Source organism: Arthrobacter rhizophilus, from assembly GCF_026241105.1.
Classification (GTDB): domain Bacteria; phylum Actinomycetota; class Actinomycetes; order Actinomycetales; family Micrococcaceae; genus Arthrobacter.
In genome coordinates this window covers 67,892-88,647 of the sequence record NZ_JAPFFT010000001.1, presented here as the reverse complement: position 1 = coordinate 88,647, position 20,756 = coordinate 67,892, and the positions used below count along the sequence as shown (strand labels likewise).

General features: G+C 57.2%; 18 protein-coding genes. 9 read left to right on the top strand and 9 right to left on the bottom strand.

The window, feature by feature from the left end; translation table 11 throughout:
• Positions 1–323: 323 nt before the first annotated feature.
• Positions 324–2,693, bottom strand: a complete 2,370-nt coding sequence (locus OOZ51_RS00385; protein ID WP_265976911.1) for an RCC1 domain-containing protein — start codon at positions 2,691–2,693, stop codon at positions 324–326.
• 1,059 nt (positions 2,694–3,752) lie between these two features.
• Between OOZ51_RS00385 and OOZ51_RS22460 the strand changes: the two genes are divergently transcribed.
• On the top strand, positions 3,753–4,148 hold the full coding sequence (locus OOZ51_RS22460) for an RCC1 domain-containing protein (RefSeq protein WP_416346325.1): 396 nt from the start codon (positions 3,753–3,755) through the stop codon (positions 4,146–4,148).
• Positions 4,149–4,227: 79 nt separating this feature from the next.
• Here the strand turns inward: OOZ51_RS22460 and OOZ51_RS00380 are convergent, their stop codons facing one another.
• The 3 genes from OOZ51_RS00380 to OOZ51_RS00370 all read right to left on the bottom strand — a co-directional run bounded on the left by OOZ51_RS00380 (position 4,228) and on the right by OOZ51_RS00370 (position 6,092).
• The gene (locus OOZ51_RS00380) at positions 4,228–4,860 is read right to left on the bottom strand and encodes a hypothetical protein (protein WP_265976910.1); all 633 of its coding nucleotides are present in this window, start codon (positions 4,858–4,860) and stop codon (positions 4,228–4,230) included.
• Positions 4,861–5,161: 301 nt separating this feature from the next.
• The gene (locus OOZ51_RS00375) at positions 5,162–5,494 is read right to left on the bottom strand and encodes a hypothetical protein (protein WP_265976909.1); all 333 of its coding nucleotides are present in this window, start codon (positions 5,492–5,494) and stop codon (positions 5,162–5,164) included.
• Positions 5,495–5,879: 385 nt separating this feature from the next.
• Positions 5,880–6,092, bottom strand: coding sequence for a hypothetical protein (locus OOZ51_RS00370; protein WP_265976908.1), 213 nt, complete (start codon positions 6,090–6,092; stop codon positions 5,880–5,882).
• An 880-nt stretch (positions 6,093–6,972) separates the two neighbouring features.
• Between OOZ51_RS00370 and OOZ51_RS00365 the strand changes: the two genes are divergently transcribed.
• Positions 6,973–7,293: a histone-like nucleoid-structuring protein Lsr2 gene (locus OOZ51_RS00365; protein WP_265976907.1), complete on the top strand. Its 321-nt coding sequence runs from the start codon at positions 6,973–6,975 to the stop codon at positions 7,291–7,293.
• Positions 7,294–8,017: 724 nt separating this feature from the next.
• Here the strand turns inward: OOZ51_RS00365 and OOZ51_RS00360 are convergent.
• Together OOZ51_RS00360 and OOZ51_RS00355 are read right to left on the bottom strand one after the other, a co-directional pair.
• Entirely contained in the window at positions 8,018–8,566 is a 549-nt protein-coding gene (locus tag OOZ51_RS00360; RefSeq protein WP_265976906.1) for a hypothetical protein, read from the bottom strand.
• 644 nt (positions 8,567–9,210) lie between these two features.
• Positions 9,211–9,489, bottom strand: coding sequence for a helix-turn-helix domain-containing protein (locus OOZ51_RS00355; protein WP_265976905.1), 279 nt, complete (start codon positions 9,487–9,489; stop codon positions 9,211–9,213).
• 224 nt (positions 9,490–9,713) lie between these two features.
• On the opposite strand from OOZ51_RS00355, the gene OOZ51_RS00350 reads away from it, so the two are divergent.
• The 4 genes from OOZ51_RS00350 to OOZ51_RS00335 all read left to right on the top strand — a co-directional run bounded on the left by OOZ51_RS00350 (position 9,714) and on the right by OOZ51_RS00335 (position 14,835).
• Entirely contained in the window at positions 9,714–10,673 is a 960-nt protein-coding gene (locus OOZ51_RS00350) for a hypothetical protein (RefSeq protein ID WP_265976904.1), read from the top strand.
• Between the two features lie 208 nt (positions 10,674–10,881).
• On the top strand, positions 10,882–14,025 hold the full coding sequence (locus OOZ51_RS00345; RefSeq protein WP_265976903.1) for a TrbL/VirB6 family protein: 3,144 nt from the start codon (positions 10,882–10,884) through the stop codon (positions 14,023–14,025).
• Positions 14,026–14,073: 48 nt separating this feature from the next.
• Positions 14,074–14,652, top strand: a complete 579-nt coding sequence (locus OOZ51_RS00340) for a hypothetical protein (protein ID WP_265976902.1) — start codon at positions 14,074–14,076, stop codon at positions 14,650–14,652.
• A 15-nt stretch (positions 14,653–14,667) separates the two neighbouring features.
• Positions 14,668–14,835 (top strand): hypothetical protein, encoded by a 168-nt coding sequence (locus OOZ51_RS00335; protein WP_265976901.1) that lies wholly within the window; start codon positions 14,668–14,670, stop codon positions 14,833–14,835.
• Between the two features lie 134 nt (positions 14,836–14,969).
• Here the strand turns inward: OOZ51_RS00335 and OOZ51_RS00330 are convergent, their stop codons facing one another.
• The 3 genes from OOZ51_RS00330 to OOZ51_RS00320 form a co-directional block, all read right to left on the bottom strand.
• Entirely contained in the window at positions 14,970–15,767 is a 798-nt protein-coding gene (locus OOZ51_RS00330; protein ID WP_265976900.1) for a hypothetical protein, read from the bottom strand.
• Between the two features lie 228 nt (positions 15,768–15,995).
• Entirely contained in the window at positions 15,996–16,523 is a 528-nt protein-coding gene (locus OOZ51_RS00325; RefSeq protein ID WP_265976899.1) for a hypothetical protein, read from the bottom strand.
• A gap of 182 nt (positions 16,524–16,705) precedes the next feature.
• Positions 16,706–17,857, bottom strand: coding sequence for a hypothetical protein (locus tag OOZ51_RS00320; protein ID WP_265976898.1), 1,152 nt, complete (start codon positions 17,855–17,857; stop codon positions 16,706–16,708).
• A gap of 200 nt (positions 17,858–18,057) precedes the next feature.
• Here OOZ51_RS00320 and OOZ51_RS00315 point away from each other — a divergent pair, with 200 nt between their 5' ends.
• Genes OOZ51_RS00315 through OOZ51_RS00305 form a run of 3 tightly spaced genes read left to right on the top strand, consistent with a single transcriptional unit; the run spans position 18,058 to position 20,724 of the window.
• Positions 18,058–18,858, top strand: a complete 801-nt coding sequence (locus tag OOZ51_RS00315; protein WP_265976897.1) for a hypothetical protein — start codon at positions 18,058–18,060, stop codon at positions 18,856–18,858.
• A gap of 4 nt (positions 18,859–18,862) precedes the next feature.
• Positions 18,863–20,026 (top strand): hypothetical protein, encoded by a 1,164-nt coding sequence (locus tag OOZ51_RS00310; protein ID WP_265976896.1) that lies wholly within the window; start codon positions 18,863–18,865, stop codon positions 20,024–20,026.
• Positions 20,023–20,724: a hypothetical protein gene (locus tag OOZ51_RS00305; protein WP_265976895.1), complete on the top strand. Its 702-nt coding sequence runs from the start codon at positions 20,023–20,025 to the stop codon at positions 20,722–20,724. Before OOZ51_RS00310 ends, OOZ51_RS00305 begins: the two co-directional genes overlap by 4 nt.
• Positions 20,725–20,756 lie beyond the last annotated feature (32 nt).

The following is a 20,756-nucleotide window of genomic DNA, read 5'->3' as shown; positions in this document are numbered from 1 at the left end:
GCCTCCTCCACGCGTTGAGCTATGGCGAAACTCTGGTGTCCGCAAGTCCTTCTACTGCGTCTACGTCTCAGTGTAGTTATTGATGCCCCCGCTCGGGAAGTTCACGGATCGCGTGTCGTATCGGGTTGACCCACGGCTTCATCTGATCACCGCCTCTCATCTGCGCCTTTCCTCGGTGCAGGCATCTGACCTAACAATCACCATCGACAGAGGCTCTGGGCAATTTTGAGTTTGCTTCTCCAACCTGCCAAGCCTTGTCTGGTTCGCCGGAGCTGTGAGTGTCTCAGCAGCAACCTTAGACCTCTACACGTCTGACCTGTTGACTAACCCACCTCGACTGGAATCGCGGAGCTGATAGTTGTGCCGTTGCCGAGGCAGCCAAGGGAATTGTCCCCCCATGCACCGACAAAACCATCCTTTGTCAGTGCGACAGTGAAGGACTCCCCGCCGCTCAGGGCCTGAATATTTGCCATCCTGATTTGTGTGGGAACCAATGCATCCGTTGTTGTGCCGATCCCGAGTTGTGTGTAGTCGTTGTTGCCCCAGGCCCAGGCCGTCCCATCGGGCTTCAGCGCGAAGACGTTAAGTCCTCGAGTTCTAATGGTCTGAACGCCGCTCAAACCAGTGACTTGCACCGGCGTCGGCGAGCCTACCGTCGAGCCGTTGCCCAACTCGCCATAGGAGTTATTTCCCCATGCCAGTATCGAACCGTCCAGTTTCAATGCATAGGCTGCGAAACCGCCGAAAGCCATGCTGTTTACGCCAGAAACCCCCTTCATTTGCACTGGGGAAGTCACCGGGTCTGCCACGCTCCCGGGCTGAAGGACGCCAGAGCCATTGACAGCCCCGGAGTTGGAACCCCACCCCCAGACGTTTCCGTCCGTGGTGACGGCAAATATGGTGTTGTAGTCTGCGACGATCGATTGAACTCCCCTGATATTGGCTTTAACGGGGACGGAGGAGTTTATGGTCGTGGATGTCCCGTTGCCCAGTTCTCCGCTGCTGTTGTGTCCCCAAGACCAGACAGAACCATCGGCCTTCAAGGCAAACCCCGCGCCAAACGTTGCGGCGATCGCCTGAACGTTTTCTAGCCCCTGGACCTTAACCGGAACCAGGGAATCCGTATTCGTCCCATCGCCTAGTGCGCCCCATAAATTGCTACCCCAGGCCCAGATGGTGCCATCGCCTTTGCGGCTATAGGTCGCGAATCCCGCAGTGGCCAGCTCCTTGACATCGGTGAGGCCTACAACCTGCAGGGGAACCGATGATGGGGCGGTGGTTCCCGTCCCACCAGGGTGGGCGCCCCAGCTCCACAGAGTGCCATCATTCTTTAGCGCGTAGGTGGTGTAATCAGCGACGGTGATCGACTTGACGTCGGCCAGACCGGTCACCTCGACGGGCCTGCTTACGTAGGCGCTGACCGTACCGTTCCCCATCTCCCCGTCTACGTTGTAACCCCACCCCCAGGCGGTACCATCGTTCTTGATCGCATAGGACGTGTAGGGGCCGGCGGATACCGAGACCACACCGCTAAGGGCTGAGGCGCTCGGTGTGACAGTTAGAGTGGCGGCGCCCACGAGCCCGTTCCTGACACCTGTCACCGTGTGAGACCCGGGCAGCGTCGGCGTGCATACAGCTGCTTCGCATGCCCCATCAGGGGAAATGCTGAAAGTTGTCTCAGCTGTCACGTCGCCGAGCGACCTGTCGAGTGAATCCGCCAGTACCGCGGTATAGGCCTGCTGGACGCCGGCGGTCACCGTCGCCGAAGCCGGAGAAACCATCAGATGAGCTACGTCTACGTTTATCTGGCTGAGCAGCTTCTTCGCTATGGTGGAGCCGATGCTTTTGACCATCCCGCTGTTCTGGTAGCTGTTCGTATGGACGTTGACACCAGCGCTGTCGACGAGCTCCTGCCATGCAAAATCGCAAACAATATCGCCGAGATTGCAGACGTCATAGGCCGCAGTGCCAACAGGTATGTCCTGGTCGCCAGGAAGCAAGGCGCTATGGATGCCTTGTGCGGCGACAGCGGCTGTACCTAAGCTGACTGCCCTCGTTAGGCTCTTTTTGTCCGGGTCGGCAATGACTACGGTTGCGGCTATGCGTTTCAGGTACGCAGGCCCTTCTGCGTTGTTAGGGTCGCTCAATCTGAGAAGCAGTTCATGCATGACCATCGCACCTTGTGAGTACCCGGCCAAGACAAACTTGGTGTCCGGGCACTGGGAAGCTTCCGTGGTCAGTTCGTCCATGGCGGAGGTCAGGCCGTCCTTGATGCTCGCCAAGTACGGGTTCAGATGATTGGTGACATAGACTCCGGCGAATGCTCCCAACGCGGGGAGGCTCGCCGGTAGCGTTACCAATAGGCCTGCCAGCGCAGCGACTTCCTTCTTGGATAGCTTCAGGACATCGACACTTGCGGCCGTATAGCTGACGGGTATGCTTTTGACGGAGAGCTTGCCTTTCAGGTCCGATGCCATGCGCTCATATATCTGGTAGACCTCCGGGCCCATCCCATGGGATTTCTTGTCGTCCTTCTCGCCGGAGCCGCGGGCACCGATAAACAGGACGGCCGGGCACCCCGGATTGGACAGATTTTTTGCTGCCGGTACCGCTCTCCCAGGAGTGGAAGCATTCGCGGCCACCGCACTTTGAGACGCGCCTGTAACCGCGAACGTTAGCACCAGGGCAATCAAGAAAGCCGGGATCCGGACCGCGGGTCGCGCGGCCCTGGTCAGGTGCGATCTCCATAGCTTCCGGCCCGGCGGAGCTTCCACAGAGTACTGTCGGGGCTTGTTTTTTCCTGGCAGCTCAAACATGGTTCGACACCTTAGTGGCGTTACCGACGGTGCTCTGGGCGAGGACGGTGTCGGCCCTTGCTGGCGCCGCCGGCCCCCGTGTAGACAAAACGTGGATGCCGCTCATCTTGGAGATGGCGGGCCGAACACGGCTCACAACAGACATAGTCGCTTCCCCTCAAACAGCGGCCCAACACCGGACCGCGTAACCCTGTGCCTGTCGATCACAGACGTGATGGATCGGAGCCTAGGGACCCAATAGGACATCGGGCCCGAGTATTCACTACCCGTCTTCGTTCACGAGTTACTCGTCGATCATCGTTCCCGTAATTAAATACTGGACATTCTGTGCCTTGACGAGGCTCGGACATCCCTGCACAGGCTGATCCCGGGAGGCGCTTCTCACTCTGGTGGCGGTCTGACATGGCCGCTAACACTTGCCGCGGGACCACAGGAAGTCCACAAAGATGCAATAGTCAGTCGTATAGTTTCCGCTTCGTCTCTGGCTCAAGCCGCCTAAAGGACTAACGTGCCAAAAATTGACTCAACCGTCCATCAATCTGGTAGCAGGGAGAGAGCAGAATCGGCGTCCACGGACGGACGCCGCAAGTGCCTCGCGCTTCTTCAAGTCCTCCCAGCCGACCAGAACCGCCACTCGCGTCGGCTGGACGACCCGCCGCGGCACGCAATGAACACGCCACCCTGACACCACAAGCCTCCCTTTTTAACTGCACCAACACGCCTATTGAACAGGGAATTGATTAGCATTCCTTCCGTTACTTCCAGCCATGTCAAGTTTCTACGCCGGTTGCCGAAGCTTGGTCGACGGCTCTTCGCGGTGGTGGTGCATCGGATTCCGTGTTCCTGTCAATGGCCATTAGCCTCCGTCTTTCTCCGATGGGACGGCCCGTGCCGGACGCGGGGCTCATTGAGCTACTTGGACCGGTCTGATTTTTGGTGGTGAGTGCCGACAAAGTGGCCGTGACGACGAAGAGGAGCTCAGCCTATGAACTTAGAACAGCCGGCACTGTCTGGTCCAGGGGCAGCAACGATGTAGGTCAGCTCGGAAACGGCGCACTGTCCAACTCTGCCGTCCCGGTGCCGGTATCGGGCCTTGCCGGTGTTCAACACCTCACGACCAGCGGTAGCGACCGTAACGTTTTCGCAGTGAAGACCGACGGAACCGTTTGGGCCCCGAGGCCACAACAATCGGGGTCAGCTCGGGAACGCCAGTATCGCCGACTCTCCAGCGCCTGCACAAATACGATAATCAACTCCCCTGACTCCACCGACAGCGTGAACTCGGTAATCGAGGCTCCTCTTTGGGACGTCTTGCCCTCGGCTTCCACGTAGCCATCATCGACTGAAGACCAGCATCAAACTTATTCACGCCAGGATTTAGGAGAGTACCGACAAAGCAGTCTGCAACTTGTCAGTATGGATAATTTGGAAGTGGAGCATTGTGACCATCGGCAGTATATCCTTGGAAGAACATAATATATTCCTGACCGTCGAGTGTCCTAATGTGTTCGCGAATTGCCTGGTATGTCTGCAGACTTCCGGGGACTTCAGCGCCACCTATCACTCTAATTTGATGTACGGTAATATCGATAAAGTCGATCGCCTTACCATTCTCGTCGATGCCATGTTGCCACTGGCCGCTATCTATATATTCAAAGCCATCATTTGCGCCTGCTCCATTGATACTTTCTACATCGCTTAGTGCAGTTTGAACACCGGAGCTTAATCCGCCCGATTTTTTATCAATCGTATAATACAATGATGCTAGATACATTTTTTTACCTACGTTGATATCGGTGGTATGTAATGCATCAGCTTTAATCGGCTGCCACGTACCTCCGGCGATATAGTCTGGATGTTGGGTTGATTGATCGCTAGATGGAGTATCGATGAGAGCGTTTGGTGCGTGTGCTTTATAGTAAGCAAGACGGTCTGCTGGAGAAAGCTTCGCAAAATCGGTAACCGACATCGCTTCCATCGCTTGGAGGGAAGTTTGTTGCAAATATATTTCAGGGCTTGGTACAAAAGCCTGGGCGGCAGGCATAGGAGTGGTCTGAGGCGTAGCGGACTGGGCTGGCACCGTCGCCGCTGGTGCATCCGCTGCCGCTGATCGTCCACAGGCAGAGATTCCAAGGGCGAGGAACCCGATGGCACTGGCCGCTACTATCCGTCGCTTCATCGAAGTGGATCTCAAGAATACCCCCATAGGTTGGTGACGAAGAGACCTGACGGGCCTCGCGGTCATACAGCGAATAGATAAGCTTCTAGGCAGAGTGTATAGGCCCTTGAGGCTTCTTTGATCCAGCTTCCGTTGTGTATTTGGGCTACCGCGATCAGTCGCGCGATTACGGTAGTTCGAAGTCGTCCGAGCAGCTCTTGCTCCCTTTAATGATGTAGGGCGTAATGTCGACGCCGTTCGGCGTCTGACGCATGCCGGTCACACACACGTGCCAGATCTGCCCCTTGGCGGCCCTCTCCGTCCGATGCTCGTCGGCCAGCAGCTTGTTGAAGTAGGTAACGGGGTAGATCCGCGATAGGGTGTCGACGCTCCCCGGGTAATACGGAACACCGTAGGTGTAATTCACCGGTGAGACCGCGGTGACATCGACTGCATAGTAATTCAGTGCCGGATCGCTTAGTCCACTCCAGGTCACATCCACGCCCCCGTTGCTCAACATCTGCAACTTGACGGGAGCGACACTCGCACCCGAAGGTGCCCCCGAGGAAGCCGGCGGCGAATTGGGGGTCTGACTCCCCCCAGGCGGAAACAAGTCGGGCAAGTTCTTGCCAGTGGCAAAGACGAAGATGGTGATCAAAGTCCCGACCAAGGCTAGCGCACTGAAAACGGCTGCTACGGGTCTCCGCAACGATGAAGACTTTCTCAATTTGCACCGCCCAGATCATGTGTGTTGGGACCATCGTATCGACACTGAGACATTGTCCGGCATTGTTCGGGCGAGGCTATGGTCGCCGGCTCGTGGACTCTCATCAGCACCATGCCGTCTGCGGGATATGAGAAGGCCGCACGTACGAAAAGTGCGGCCTGACGGCCCAATCTAATCCTTACCTCTTCGCGGCATACCTCGTGAACACAATGATGGCGAGGATCAGCACGGCGGCCATCGCGGAGTATATGAGGTAGCTCCCCACGGAGAAGTGTTGCTCGCCGAATGCCGAGACCAGAAGCTGTTGAATAATCTCCGCGCCTGTCAATCCAAAGATGCCGACAGAAACTCCGGCGAGAAAGATTGAGCGATGTTGTTTGGTCCTGAACATGATGATCCTTCGTTCAACCATCCGAATCGCGGACGGGCGAGATCATCTGCTGTTGACGACCGTCGTTCCGCAGTTCACTGCAAGACGACGGCAGTCACCAATGACGCACATTATGAATACAAAAGCACATTCCGTCAATATAGATGTAGACTGCGGTTGAATGTGCAACCCTCAGTAGGCCTTCAACCGTCGGAATTTTCATAAATTCGAGGATGCCATACAGTGCGATTACTGAATCACTTGGAACGCGTGAACGCAGCTTTCCAATCGACCCTGACAGAGATACGGCTTCTTACGCATCCGCTTCCATTCCGAAGATTACTCCTTGGCAAAGTTCACGGAGAGGATCTCGGACGCAGGAGCAATTCTTGTCCTGTTCTCACTTTTGTTAGGCCGGATGGAAGTCCCGTCGACGTAACAAGAAAAGTCAGTAATCCAGGGTGAGACGATATGCATCGGGACGTGACATCACGATATGTCGAGGTGCGAAAGGTTTCGCTGACCAGTCCCTTAGCCATCTCTACGGGCTCACCGTCGCCTCTAGGGCAATTGCGGCCGCAGTGACCACACGGAAAAAGTGGAGAAACATCATGAAAGATCCCGACGTGCCGCGACAAAGGCAGACCACGAAGAGGCAAGAGCAGAACGGGAACAATCGAAAGATGATTTAGAAGCGCTCTTGCCAATAGGGATATAGTCCGCGCATCTATCGAAACGGTTGCGTTGGAGTACGTTCTCAAACGGATCCACGAGGACACTAGGAACGTCTCTGAACCCGGCGATGGCAAGCACCCGCTGGGAAATTTGGTGACGCGCACGTCGAGGGCGCTCATCGCCCTGGATATGGCAGACAAGCGATAAATAATGCTAGCCTTTTCTTATGGCACAAAAAATAGTGACGCTTTTGGAAGATGACCTTGATGGTTCAAAGGCGAGTGAAACCGTATCGTTCGCTCTCGACGGCGTGGAATATGTGATCGACCTCAACGAGGCTCACGCGAACGAACTTCGTGGAGCTGTGGGCAAGTTCACAGCTGCCGCTCGCAAAGTGGGCCGCGTCAAAACCCCGGCACGCCGGGCCGCAACTGGTGGTTCCGACACCAAGGCGATTCGGGCTTGGGCGATTGAGAATGGTATCCCGATTAACAGCCGCGGCCGGATTCAGGCCGACGTGATTGAGCGCTACCAAGCAGCGCACTAAAAACACCGCAAGAAACCAAGGCCTCACCGGACAGATTCCAGTGAGGCCTTGGCAATTCCTCTGACTCTGATTCCAGAAATATCGGTAGAAGGTCCAGGAATAGTAGTAGCCTCTGACCCTGCCAACTAGTCTTGCAGGAACTAGCTGCTAAGCGGTAGCCGGTATTGCCAGGCGAAACTCCCGAACTGCCGCGAGCGTCAATGGCCTTGGCGTCCGACACAGGTTGAGCCACCACCACCCCGAGCAAAAAATGGGTTCCCAGATGAGTGTCATGCCGCCGCCTGGACGGCACTTCTCATGAGAATAGCTGCTTTCTACTTGCCACACCCCTGATGATCGAAACTAGTCCCGAAACTTTTGTCTCATCATTTCAGTTTGGCGTTCCTGTTGCATAAGCATTTCGTGGGCATACCACTCTCGTGACTGGTACGGGTGCGGATTTCGAGATGTTCCCGGCATGTAGCGCGACCGACCATAAACATCCTTTGGCTGTGGTTTTGTTGTGAGTCCCGACAAAAGACATCCGACAATGAGCGCTCCAATGAAGATTTGCCACCCCAAGGCCGGGCCCAGCCAGATACCAACCAAGATCCCTGCAAATGCCCCAGCAAAGCCGCCAATCAAGGCACCAGCGAAATATGCCCCAACGTCAGTCCCGTAAGATCCCTTAGCCAAGTCACTCTCCGTTGCCGTACAGCATTAACGATGGCGGCGCTCCATGCGGCTACCGAACCGCCTCAGATGAAATCACGATACCATCTGCAGTTATTTTATAATTGAGAGTGATCGTGAAATTACTATCTATTGATCCTAGGTCTGGCGCAAGTTGCGAGGCTCGGTTTTTACTTGAGTTATCCATATCTACGCCAGTAACCGTCACTTGACCACCTTCTCCCGTGATATTAGAGCTTGAAGCTGCTGAAGCTACAACCCAGGCCTTGTATGGCTCTAAATCACGCGCATCGTTATGGCCTGATGTTTTGAAGTATAGGTTAATGCGTGATGCATTAATGGCCCTTACATTTTTCACCCAGTTTGCAAGAGCTGGAATATCACGCCAGCCAGGGACTAGGAGTTTATCGGCAAACATGTCGCCATTCTTGTCCGCCAGTTCAGCACAGTATGCGTCACTATCATCCGCCGCTAGCCATTGCTTGCGGTTTTCAATCGTGGCTCCAGCCATGTACCACTGGCTAAGTCGATCTTGAACAAAGGTCTTGCCTACCTGCTCAGGCGAGAGGCCAGCAGGTAGTTTTAGAGTGTCGGCAGACATTTGCCCGCTGCCAGTCGACGCGGTTGCGGTTGGCGCCAAACTCGTCGAACTGTTCGTCACCGGCGCACTAGCACCTTGAGACGCCGTGCAACCGGCTAGGGCCGATGCCAAAGCGATGCCCAAGACAGCTGTCGTGATCGGGATTCGAAGGGAAGTCCCGCCAGGCGAATGGACAGTTCTGAACACACTTGCAATCCCAGGCATTGACATACCCACCCCCACATATCCAGAACGCTTTTAGCGCGACTATACACCGGCCACGCAACATGGAGAGGCTAAGCTCCCTTCTCGTACCGAGCTGCCTAAGCCTCGTCCGCCCATAGTCCATGTGGCACGGCGTAGGCATGGATTGCCCAATTCCTGCCGCTCGTCGACTCCCCAGTCCGTCGCGGTGTAGGGCAATGCTACGACTCAAACGTCGGCAGGCTCTAGATATGGTAGGGGACTGCTATTGACGTCGCCTCCGAACTCGTCCTTTGCATTCACCTGGTTCAGTTGCAAAGGATCATGCCGGCTTTCCGATGGAAGCGACTCGCCGCGAGCCGCTTCCATCCGTAAGTCCGCGACGACAGCCACTCCCTTTGTCTCAGCCAATGCCGAGACAACCTTCCACAAAGCTACAGACCGTTACCTGCGCCCAGAATCTATCCACCTACGGCAACGCCGGCCGCTGGAGGGAGAAGCTCGGTCAGATCGACCCCGAGCACCTCAGCCAACGCCACCATGACACGCAACTGTGGATTGGCCACTTTGGTCGGGGTCGATTTGCCTTTCTCAAGCAACTGGTAGTGGTTGCGGGTGATTCCCACCCGGTTTGCCAAGGTTTCCTGAGATAGACCGGCAGCGTGCCGGAAACGATTCAGCCGAAGCCCAACTTCGACTACGTACGCTGCCCACGCCTCTTCCGGATCATTTTTCGCCATCTAATCAACTTCTGATGGCGACACGCTCCCGTTTGCATGATTTATAATGCATTATGAATAAGGCTGTCGGAGGAAGGGTGCAAGCGTGAGGGTATTTACAATATATGCCATTTGTGGTATATATAGGTCATTGCCAAGCGGCGGTTGCAGGCCCACGCCTCCCCCGGATCCTGGCGACTATCAAACTTCATGCGCCCACGTAAGCGCGCAAGGAACCCACGGACATGAGTATCAATCGTCCCGAACAACACACGTCAGTAACCCCAGACGCACTCCCCCAGCACATTCAGCGCGTCGACGAAGCCTTCGACAAGACATCACTTGGCGAGGCGCATTCGGAGGGTCTGTTGGATAACCAAATTCCAGACCATGCCCAAGACGTCATTGATCGCGCCGCCCCCGACGACGCCAACTTCCTGGAGCATCCTGTTCGCCCAAAGGTGACACCCAAGCGAGCCCGCAACCTGCTTGTTGGCGCCGGTGCAGTCGTAGCCACTGGCCTGATTGCAACTGGTGCCTTCCTTGGTATAAGGGCTGGCACCGAAGGTCAACACTCGGCCGGTCCATCACCATCGCCGGATAACACGTCGAGCGCACCCGTCACTCCCGGCGAGACAGCAGCGCCGACCCCAGAGGCGCTGACCGTCGCTTCTTTGGAGATATCAGCGAACAACACGCCTGAAAAGATCGGCGAGCTGATCGTCCAAGATCGGCTGAGCAAGTGGGTTATGGCTGGTGCCACACCCGAAAACCAAAGAGCATGGCTGGACTCTGGTGGCTCTTATGACGTGATAAAAGCAATCGCAGAGAAAAACGGCGACACCATTGCTGACGCGTTGCTTGTACCGAACTGGCGCGACATTCCTGCGTTGGTGAAGTTCGTCAATAATGAAAAAGAGATTAATGCCCACAACCTTGAGTTTTGGATGAAAACCTACAAGAGCCAGAATCCTGCCGATCAAGAAGCTTTCACCAATAGCATTTCAGCAGCCTTGGTGACGCTAGAATCTCAGACAGCCACGGGCCAAACGATTTCGGTCGTAGGTCAGGAGCACAACAATGCCAAGAAGAACCGTGGCGAAACCTGGGAACCAGGTCTCCTCAAAGACAACGAATCAACCTTCACGTTCCATCTGACTATCGAAACGGACAACAATCGGATCAAGGTTTCGGATATTCGCTAGAAGTCGTCGCGCAAGGCGAGTCGACAGTCTCTTCTAAAATTACCTAGCTTATGCTTAAATAGGCGCAGCAATGCCAACGGTTCGTCAAAAACATCATTCTTATGAACGTTTCCTAGCACTAGGAAAGGCAAGCCCCGTCAGGGCTTGCCTTTCTTTGTTTGATGGACGGCTCAGAAGTCGGATTGGGCCTCTGCTGTTGGTGGGCCTGGTGGTGTCTTCGTTCCTGACGTCACTGGTTCTTTTGCCCGGCGACACAGCTTCGGCCGCGCCAACGACGCCTGAGACGTGCACGGCGGCCGGCGGTACCTGGAGTGAAATCGTCGCTGGCCACGGCGGGCTTGAGACCCGCGGTGTCTGCTCCGGGACCACGATGGCGAGCGAGATGAGCCTCGAGGACCAGGTCAAGTCGTACGCCTACTACCGCGCCCTTGGCGACTGTGTGGAGTCCGGGGCAAACAACCTTAGCAACGGCGGCGGATTTGACTCAGGCAAACGCATAACTCAAGCCAATGCCAAGAGCGGCAATTGGTTCAGTAGCGTCATCGTCAACGGAAGTTATCTCAACGGCGACGACGGCATAAAGAGTACTGGAACCGACGACAAGATCGAATGTAAGCAATCTGAACTGGTCAATGGAGCGCTGAAGCTATGGGGCAGCTGGGCGCCAGACGAGGCGCTCTGCGCATTCGGCTTCCGCATGGCCGATGACAATGAATTCTCTGCAGGGCGCTGCACGAACGCCCAAGGCGGCACGGATGAATTCAAGCGTGGCTCCGACATGAGCAAGTATGAAACAGCGGTGAAGGACCGTGTCTACGGCGGCAAGGACCCTGTGCTGTCCGATCCAGCGAAGTACCTCTTGTACCTCAAGACCTTCCAGCAGACCTGCGCACTTGGAGGAGTCGTGTCGGCTAACGTGCCGACTGGAATAACCGACCGCGACTACAAGGTCCGGCAAGCTTCGCGGGACGGCGCCAATGTCCCGATCACCGACACGTACTACACCGGGCGTAGTAACAAGACCCAGGGCGAAAAGGTCGACAAATTCCCGGACAGTAGGCTGCATTTCGGGGCAAGTTCGGATCCAGCCAACATGACCTGTGGTGATGTCGTCAAGGCTATTAATGGGGATGACGGCAAAAACAACGGACTGGCAGATAAGTACCAGGCTTACTTGCTACAAAACACAGGCGCACCAGACTCATCGAGCAAGCCTGCTCAGAGTTGTGGAACGGCGGCTTGTTCGGCTACGCCGGGCGACACAACGACCTGCAACATCCCGGAAATGGGTTGGATTCTCTGTCCAGTACTGAACACCGGTGCCAGCGTCGCTGATGCGGCTTATGGCTTCTTGGCGGACAAGTTCCTGCCGGTCCAGCCCAGTCTGGTCAACACCAACCCCGCGGCAACGGGCCCTGACGGCAAGCTGATCGGAACGGGCACCTACACAGCATGGAAGAGCATGCGCGACTTCGCCAACGTCGCCTTCGTCATCGCCTTCATGATCATCTTGTTCTCACAGCTCACCGGCATGGGGATCAACAACTATGGCATCAAGAAACTGTTACCACGCATCGTCATCGCCGCCATCCTGGTCAATCTCTCCTTCTTTATCTGCCAAATCGCGATCGATATTTCCAACATCGCCGGCGTCTCCATCAAGGGACTCTTCCAGGCCGTCGCCGATCAAGTCACCGCGAAGTCGGTGCCAGCCACCGGCACGACCGATACGCTTGCCACAGGCAGTCTTGTCGGCATCGTCGGCGCTGCTCTCATTGTCGGTTCAGCAGCGTGGATCAACATTGGGGCCATCCTGATCGCTGTCGTCGGGGCCGTGGTCGTACTGCTCACCATCTTCGTCCTCTTGGCCCTGCGCCAGGTACTGGTGGTGCTGCTGGTGGTCATCTCGCCGCTGGCATTTGTGGCCTATCTGCTGCCAAACACCGAGCCATGGTTCCAGAAGTGGCGCAAAGCGCTGACCGCCATGCTGATGCTCTTCCCGATAGTCGGGGTTATCTACGGTGCTGGTCTGTTGGCCAACGCCATTCTCAAGCAAGTAGCAGGAACCGACACCACGATGGCGATCTTTGCCTACCTTGCCCTCGTCCTCCCGCTGATTGTCGTCCTACCGCTACTGAAGGGCTCCATGGACGCCGTCGGCAACATCGGTGGGATGGTCAATAAGCTCGGTGACCGCACTAAGGGGCTAGCGCAGAAACGCGGCGAGAAGGCGTATGACAATTCTCGTCTTGGCCAGTTCAAAAAGTACCGCGAAGGCGAAAAGAACAGGCGTCGCGGACTTGTTCAGGCCGGTGTTTACAGCGGAAAAGGTGGCAACACTAACCCTCTGAACTTACTGTCAAAGATGAACAAACGGTTCAACGACAGCCAACTATCGGGTTCCTTCGGTAATCGCAGCGCGGCTGCCGGAATTGAAGCAGCCTCAAAAATAGACGATGAACAAGTCGGCGCAGCTCTGACGATGATGAAAGCCGGCACCGACGCCGCTGACATGCTTACTCGCAAAGACGAGACCGGCAAGGAAATTGAAGGTAAGGCCGCGGCCGGGCTACGGAAAGCCCTGATAAGCGGAGATACCATCAAGGCTCGCGCTGCCCAACAGATACTCCTAAACTCGGGTGCAGCTGGACTCAATGAGCTGCAGCAGGTACTTGAGTCCAATGCCACGAATAAAATGACCGGCACTGCAAGTAGCCTTCGTAAGGATCTCAATAGCGCTGGGCTAAAAGGGAAGAATAACGCGCTCGCATCATGGGCTTACAACACGAAGAGCCTGGTGGACACGATTTCCGACAGCAGTGTGTACTCGGGACTAAACGACGAAGAGTTGGTGGGCCAAGACCTGGCCAACCTTGAGCGTGGGGATAACCATAATTTCGTCACACAATCTCAGGCTCATGCCATCGTCAAGAACGCCCAAGTGTTCAAGAATCTCTCTCCGGAAAAGAAGAAGTTCTTCGCCGCCAAAGCTGACGGTACGTACGTACCAAAATCTGGAGACGCTGTGTCGACTGCTGGTCAATCCGTTCACGACCGCGCACAACAAGTCGCCGCTGAGGCTGCCGCCGGCACGAGCGGGACGCAACCTATCGTTGTTGGCAGCAGTGGCATCGCATCACTGCAGCAAACAGTCCGCCAGCGTACCGCAGAACGCGCGGCAATCGAGGCCGAAGGCACCCGGGGTAGTGAGCCGTTTGTCGTCGATCACACGGGTACGGTCCGAGCGGAGTCTTCAATTCCGGTGTCGTATACCGACGAAAACGGACGCCAAACACCAGGGTCGGTTGATTCCGGCCAATCTGACGATTACCACCAGGGACAGCGAAGGTAAGACCGGATCGACGCAGACCCTGCCACATAACTATTTGAAAGGACGGTGATGAAACAGACCAAGAAACCCAAGAACAGCCAGCCCGCTGCTGCACAAGAGAAAGCCAAGAAGGCTCGCACCAGATCCTCCGCCGAGCAACAGGAGACAACGCCGGTCCTGGCCTGGGACGGTGTCGACCACGTCTCCCGCAAACGATGGTGGTGGTATCTGGGATTTAGCCTCGTTGTGCTTTGGCTGGCCGGCGTGGTGATCGTCCTGCAGCAATGGCTGGTGCTGGTTGTGCTGATCACGTCAGCCGTCGCACTAGTTATCGTGAGCTTGGGACGAACCAGCACGTTCGCCTGCACGTTGGACGGCGCAACCCTGACCATGGCTGACACAGCTTACGACCTCCAAGATTTCAAGACGTTTACCCTCCACGACCAAGATGGAAGTCGGGACGCCTCGTCGCCCCAAATGATCGTTCTCGTACCGGGCAAGTACCTCGCGATACCCAAATCCGTTCCGCTGTCTTCGGACGATGAGCTCAATGAGGAGATCGTGCGGCAAGTGGAAAGCCAGCTGCCGTACCAAGACGATCCGCTGACACGGACGCTAACCCGAATGGCCGCCTGGTTTCGCCTTTAATTCCGGATTGAGGAAATGGTCAAGATTGCCGGCAACGTTCCCGGCTATACGCTTGGCTATCGCCTCACCCAGGTGCGAGCATCAAAGGACTCGGAAAAATTGTTGCCGTTCGATGAAGAATCGTCCTACCAAGCCAACCAGTTTATGCTCATCCGAATCGCCAAATGGTTCAGGCTGGAGTGACCGGCACCGTCGTCAAGGTCGGTCCATGCAGGTGGGGTCGGAGGTAGAAAGCGACAACCAAGAGCCCCAGAAGCGCCGCCCCATTAGAGAAAGATCGAGGCGAGGCCCATTGCAGAACTTGTCGGAAATCCAGACTATTTGAAGAACAAGCCAAGCTCATTATTTGGATTAGGGAATCCACCTGCTACATGGGGATCCCCAGGTGTAGCGACCTGAATAAGGTCTGCTGGAAGGTTGTCGCTGAAAGGCTCGGAGGTAGCTATTTTTCCAGTTGACTTATCAAGATAGTCAACTGTTAACCCGGCTCCCCCCTCCAGGAAGAAAGAGTTAATATTAACATTTGCAACAGTGTTCTTTGGAGCTTGTGTAATAGCCTGACTGAGGAACTTCATGATTGTTGAGTTCTGTTCGAGAGTATTCCATCCTTGATCAGTGACTATCTCACCGTTACCGTATAAAAAGTGTTCCGCGATCGATCGCTTCATCTTAATCAGTTCACTAGGATTAAGATTCTCATTCTCAAGAACAGCGTTGACATAGATAGATAGATTTGTATCTTGCTTGAGGTCGACTGGCACCGAGTGGTCATCACTGCCACTTTTGAATTTTGCTAACCACGTGGCGTAGTCTTCACTGTTCATATATGTTGTAGTGACGCCTAGGTTTTGTGCCCATTTCTCGTAATAAGCAGGATCTTTACTTACCGCTACTGTATCCACCTTAATAGATTTCAACCAACCATATTCGTTAGCTAACGATGGATCTAATTTGTCACCACTGTTTTGTTGAGTGATTTCAGTTGTCGGTGTGCTACAGGCGCTGAGCATGGCACACGTACCCAGAACGAAAATCAACATCGCACCGACAGCCATGATTCGCGTCGTGGTCGCAGAGCGATCGGACTGCCGACGTGAATTTCGGCCGGCCTCCATGACTAGATCCCCGGAGTGGCGCTCAAGCCTATCTGCGGGTTTGAATTCGAATCATCTTTTGCGAGCTCCTAGATCAGTCGGGCCGGACACCCAGGATCTTACCTCAGCTACAGAGTCCAGAGACTGCACGCAGGCGGTTACGTTAGTTCATTTCACAGGCTGGTTGTTGGCGTACTCAACCGACTTTCGCGTCCGTGATGAAACCAGGGAATGAAACTTTTTTCCAGTTCAGGGTAAGTGGGTCATCGAACCGGTCATGCCGATGGCATCGGAGAGTTCATCGACCTGCTTGGAAAGAAGCAGAATCAACTCCCTAAATTTCGCCTCGCTCATATCGATCCACCTAGTCCACTCGGTTTGGCGTCCACTTTGACCCTTCACATGTACATGCCGCCATCCGTTCGCTCCGTCCATCGAGGATGACGGCCAAACGCTGTGCACTACTCCGTTGCGCTGTTCGAGCGTTGTCTTCACGGACTCCAGAAGAGCTGAAATTTTCTCCGCTGGAGCAGTCGGTTCCAAGGGAAATTCCGTGCTGCGTGCTGCTAGTCGCGCTTGGCAGAGCTCGATTAGCCCCTTGATCGGTTTGCCGGCGTGCGTGGCTTGTGTTTCGCCGCCCTTGGGCAAATTCATGAGCAAGTGCCCGACCTTCAGCTCAACGAGCGCTGCCATCATGACGACCCGACCCACGAGACCGGGAAATTCCTCAGGAACGTCTCCAAACATATTGTCGGGAATGCCATACGGATCACTCATAAACATTGCCTATCAGGCCTGGCTCAGTGAAGTCAATCGCAGGATGGGGAGTCCGGCTATTCCAGCCCTGCGTGGGCGGTTGGGTGTACCGGCAAAGAAGAATAGTAGGCATGCATTCAGAGTAACGCCACCTTGATGCGCAACGTTCAAGCCCAAGAGCTGTCCAGCCGGGGTTGCCGCTATCAGATTGACTGTCCGTTTGACTGCGTAAACGGCTCAACCTGTCGCAGGCGATCCTTGTAGAGGAGCCTCCCGTTCGTACCTTTACCCGGGGTTGACCCGGGCCGGTACCAATCGGCGATCTTGACCCAATCGCCGTCAATGGTTTCGCAGTAGGCCCGCGCCGTACGCATGGTTTCGTGAACTTCGCACCCCTCGCTGCCCTCCACGGTGTCCGCGCATTCACACCGCCGCACCCACGCCACCCACCGTTCCAAGATGCCCGGACCTTGGCTGGTGTTCTTCAGAAGGTGGGTGAAGTGCTCTTCCTCTTGGTATCGGGCGTCGCCGAGTTGGCGGCGCAGCCAAGACGTCTCGTCGGAGTTGAGTGGATTGTGCCAGCCAACCTTGTAGACAATGTCCGAGATTTTTTCCTCTGTTTCGGTGTCGGACATCAGCCACATGCCGCCGTGCGTGGACATGAACTTCCGCACCTCAAGCAGAAACCATGCAAGGTCAAAGAGGGCACTGCGTGCGTAGGCGGCGCCCTCCGCCGCCGGGTCGAAGTATCCGGTCTTCTCGTTGCCGTCCGGGTCCCACGGGGCATGCTCGCCTGGTTCCTCCAAACGGACCTCCAGCGCCGCTTGCAGGTCTGCCGCCAACGCCCAGGCCGGCGTCCACATGCGGTTGTACGCTTCGAAGCGCTTGACCCATTCAACCGCTAGCCGGGAATCAGCCGGATGGCGCTGTTCCATCGCCTTCCGGGTCTCACGCATGGCGCTGTCATGGCACAGGCCCAGAACGCCGTCGGCCGTCTGTTCGATCAGCTGCTTCTCGGCCTTCTTGCGGAAGGTCTCCGCAACGACGTCATACTTCGCGGCTGCCTCCGCCCGACGGGCGTTGGCGGGCCACAGTTTCGTACCCGGCACTAGCCCAAACGTGTACTCGGCGGCGTCCTGGGCCGTGCCGCCGCCGAGGGCATCGACCGCTTGCCGCAGCAACTGCTCGATCGCGGACGGGACCGCGGGCAGCCCCGTCGTGAATCCAGCTAACATGCAGGCCTCGTGGAGCGCCGGCAGTTGCAGCCGCCGTAACTCCCCCAAGCCCTTCTCCCGCAGCTTCGACAGCTCGGCGATCAACTTCTCGTACTCCGGCAGCCGGATATTGCCCTCCATACCCAGATATTGACCGACTTCGTGCCGACAGTCCAACCGGACCGCGCGACAGGCCCCTTGAAAGGCTTGATGTAGCCGCAAACGAGCGGAGCAGACAGTCGGAAAGACGGAATCGAAGGGACGCGACATATATGGGTACAAAGCAAAGCCAGGCCGGGGTCAACCGTCAAAGGCGGTCTGCGCCATCAGATGTGGCAGGTGTGACCAACATGGTTACGGCGCGGCTCGTGAGCCGGTCGGCGGCGGTCCTCGGGGTATCGCTCGCCCTGGTCAGTCTCAACGCCTGCAGCACCGCTCCGCAGGGTGACCTGGCCACCAACAAGAAAATCCTGTCCTCGTGCCCGGCGACTCAGATTGCGGGCTACGGCGAAATCGATACCAGCGGCAGCGTCCGAGCGACAGAGGTGCCCGAAGCCTACGCCGGGGCGCTCAAAGCTCTGGTTCGCCGCACGGCGGTGTGCGGTGGCCATCTGCACATCGGCGCCTTTTCCGCCACCGCTGCCTCCACGGTCACGCTCTACGACGAGGATTTGCAAATGTCCGGGAGCACAGAGCAGGCCCGCTTGCGGCACGTTGCCCAGGCCGTGGAGGACGTCATGAAGACCGTCGATGACGGCTACGCCCACAAAGCGGCCAGCCTGAGCCCTGGCGGAACCGATATCGTCGCCCAGTACCGCCTAGCCCACGAGTACCTAGGGCAACTCGGCGGCAATCGACAACTCGACCTGTTGCTGCTGACGGATGGGTTCCAGAATGCCGGCTTCGTCCTGGGCGATCGCGCACTGTCCGAGCCGGATGCCAAAGCACTTGCGGCACAAGCGGATGTCCCACAGCTGCCCGGGGCCACAATCACGGTCGCCGGTATTGGGAAGACAGCCGGCCAGGACAGCGCCCCGACAGACGTCATTACCGGCATGAAAGTCTTCTACGACGCCCTCTGCCAACGCACCGGGGCAGCGGTCTGCACCAGTGTCACCGACTACACCCCGGTCGGCGGCTGAACAGATGCGCAACCTATATCCCCTCATCAGGAGTTCCTCGACCGGGCGGTCGCCGTTTGCTGGCCAGTTCACCGGCAGCAACGCCGGCGTTGTCAGCCTTCAGCGCGTCGACGAGGCCGCCGCCGTCGCCACCCCTGACGCCATCGGTTCGGGCACCTGGATGGAACACGGTTTCGACGAGCTCGCCGCGGAGCAAGAGTACCTGTGGCCGGCTGAAGGCGAGGTCGCGAGCCGGGACGAGGCTGCCACGGCCAACGGGCTGATCACCGCCGTGGAGGCCGAGGAATTTCTGCTCACTGAGGCCGCCAGCCTGGTGCGCGCCACCAAGACATCGTACGAGCACAGCCTTACGACGCTGCTGGCGTGGGTGCATCGCGGACCGCACGCCAATTTCCGCTACTGGGTCGGCTGGACCGTGCTGGGGATGGGCGACACGGTCGGTGTCGCCGGCGCATCCATTCTTCTGGGCGAGGAAATCTGGATCGCCGTCGCGCAAGCGCTGGCCACCGGTCTGGCAGCGGTGACGGCCGGGCTCGCTGGCCATGACCTGAAGGAACTCCGCCTGGCCCGGCAGCGCAGGCGGGACCCGGACGATCTCACCGACGACGAACGGCGCTACCGTCGCTTCTTCGACGACTCCTCCCCCGGTGATTCGCTGCTCAAGATCGTCGCCTACCTGTCCGGCACGATTGTCCTCCTCATCGCCGTGGGCATCTTTGCCCTGCGGGCAAGCATCGAGGGTGGCCTCGCCGGGCTGGTGTTCGGATCCCTTGCGGCGGCCACGGCACTGGCGTCGTTCATGAACAGCTATGCCCATGCCGATGAAGTGGCCGACCTGATCGCCGTGGCCCGGCGCAACCACCAGCAGTCCGTCAGGGCCTACCGCAGGATCAGCCAAGCTCTCCCTCTACGGCGTCGGGCTGAAGCGCTGGAAAAGGCCGCCTCCATTGGACAGGAACATGCCCTGCGCGGCCAGGCCGCTGCCCACCACGTCCAGGCCATGAAGTTCCAGTCGCTGACCGCCAACCCGGGCGTTGTCGGCCATGGCCCGAGCAGCAGTATGAAACCAGCCCCGGCAAGCGCTGTGGGCGACGGTGCGCAGAAGCCAGTCGGACCCGTCTCCCGACACCGGCGCCTGACCAAGCAAGCGAAAGAGGAAACCAAGTGAGTACAACAGGCGTACTGCCCAGCAGCCTGCGCAAGCCGTCGATTCTCGGCGACGCGGCAGCAACCCGTAGCCCCCGAAAAGGTGGCCGCCGGATTCGGCTGGGCAATCCCGGTCGTTGTCCGAAAACACCGACTCTCACCATGTTCATCTGCGACGACTCGGGCAGTCTGTATGGCCCGGCCGGAAGCGATCCGCTCAGCAACCGTTATGGAGAGGTACACCGGGCCTTGGAAGCGGTGGCCCGGCACTGCTTCTGCGGGAAATGCCAAGCGGCCATCATCCACTTCGACACTCCCACGACCGGCTGTGTGGACCCGACGCCGCTGACACGCACTGGCATGCGCCGGCTGGCAAACGGCCTGACGGTCCCCCACGACGCCACCGGTGCCAGCTTGCTGGAAGGCAGCCTTACCCAGGCAGAGGCACTGGCGGCACACTATCCCGATCACCCCCTCGCATTGTGCATCCTGACGGATTGGGAACTGTTCGACGACAACGCCTCGGACCTGTTCTCCAGACTGGCCAGTTACCCCGGCAAGGTCTACGCCGTGGGGCTGCGCAACCCGCCACCCCTGGACCTGCTGGGTCCAGCAACCCAGACCGTGACCGTCACGAGGGATTCACCACAGGGCAGCTTGGCGTGCGCCATGTTCGACAGCCTGACTATTCACCGATCTGGCCGAGCACTGGCCGCATAAGACGGCACCTGGCCGTCAGGGCGTTGTCAATT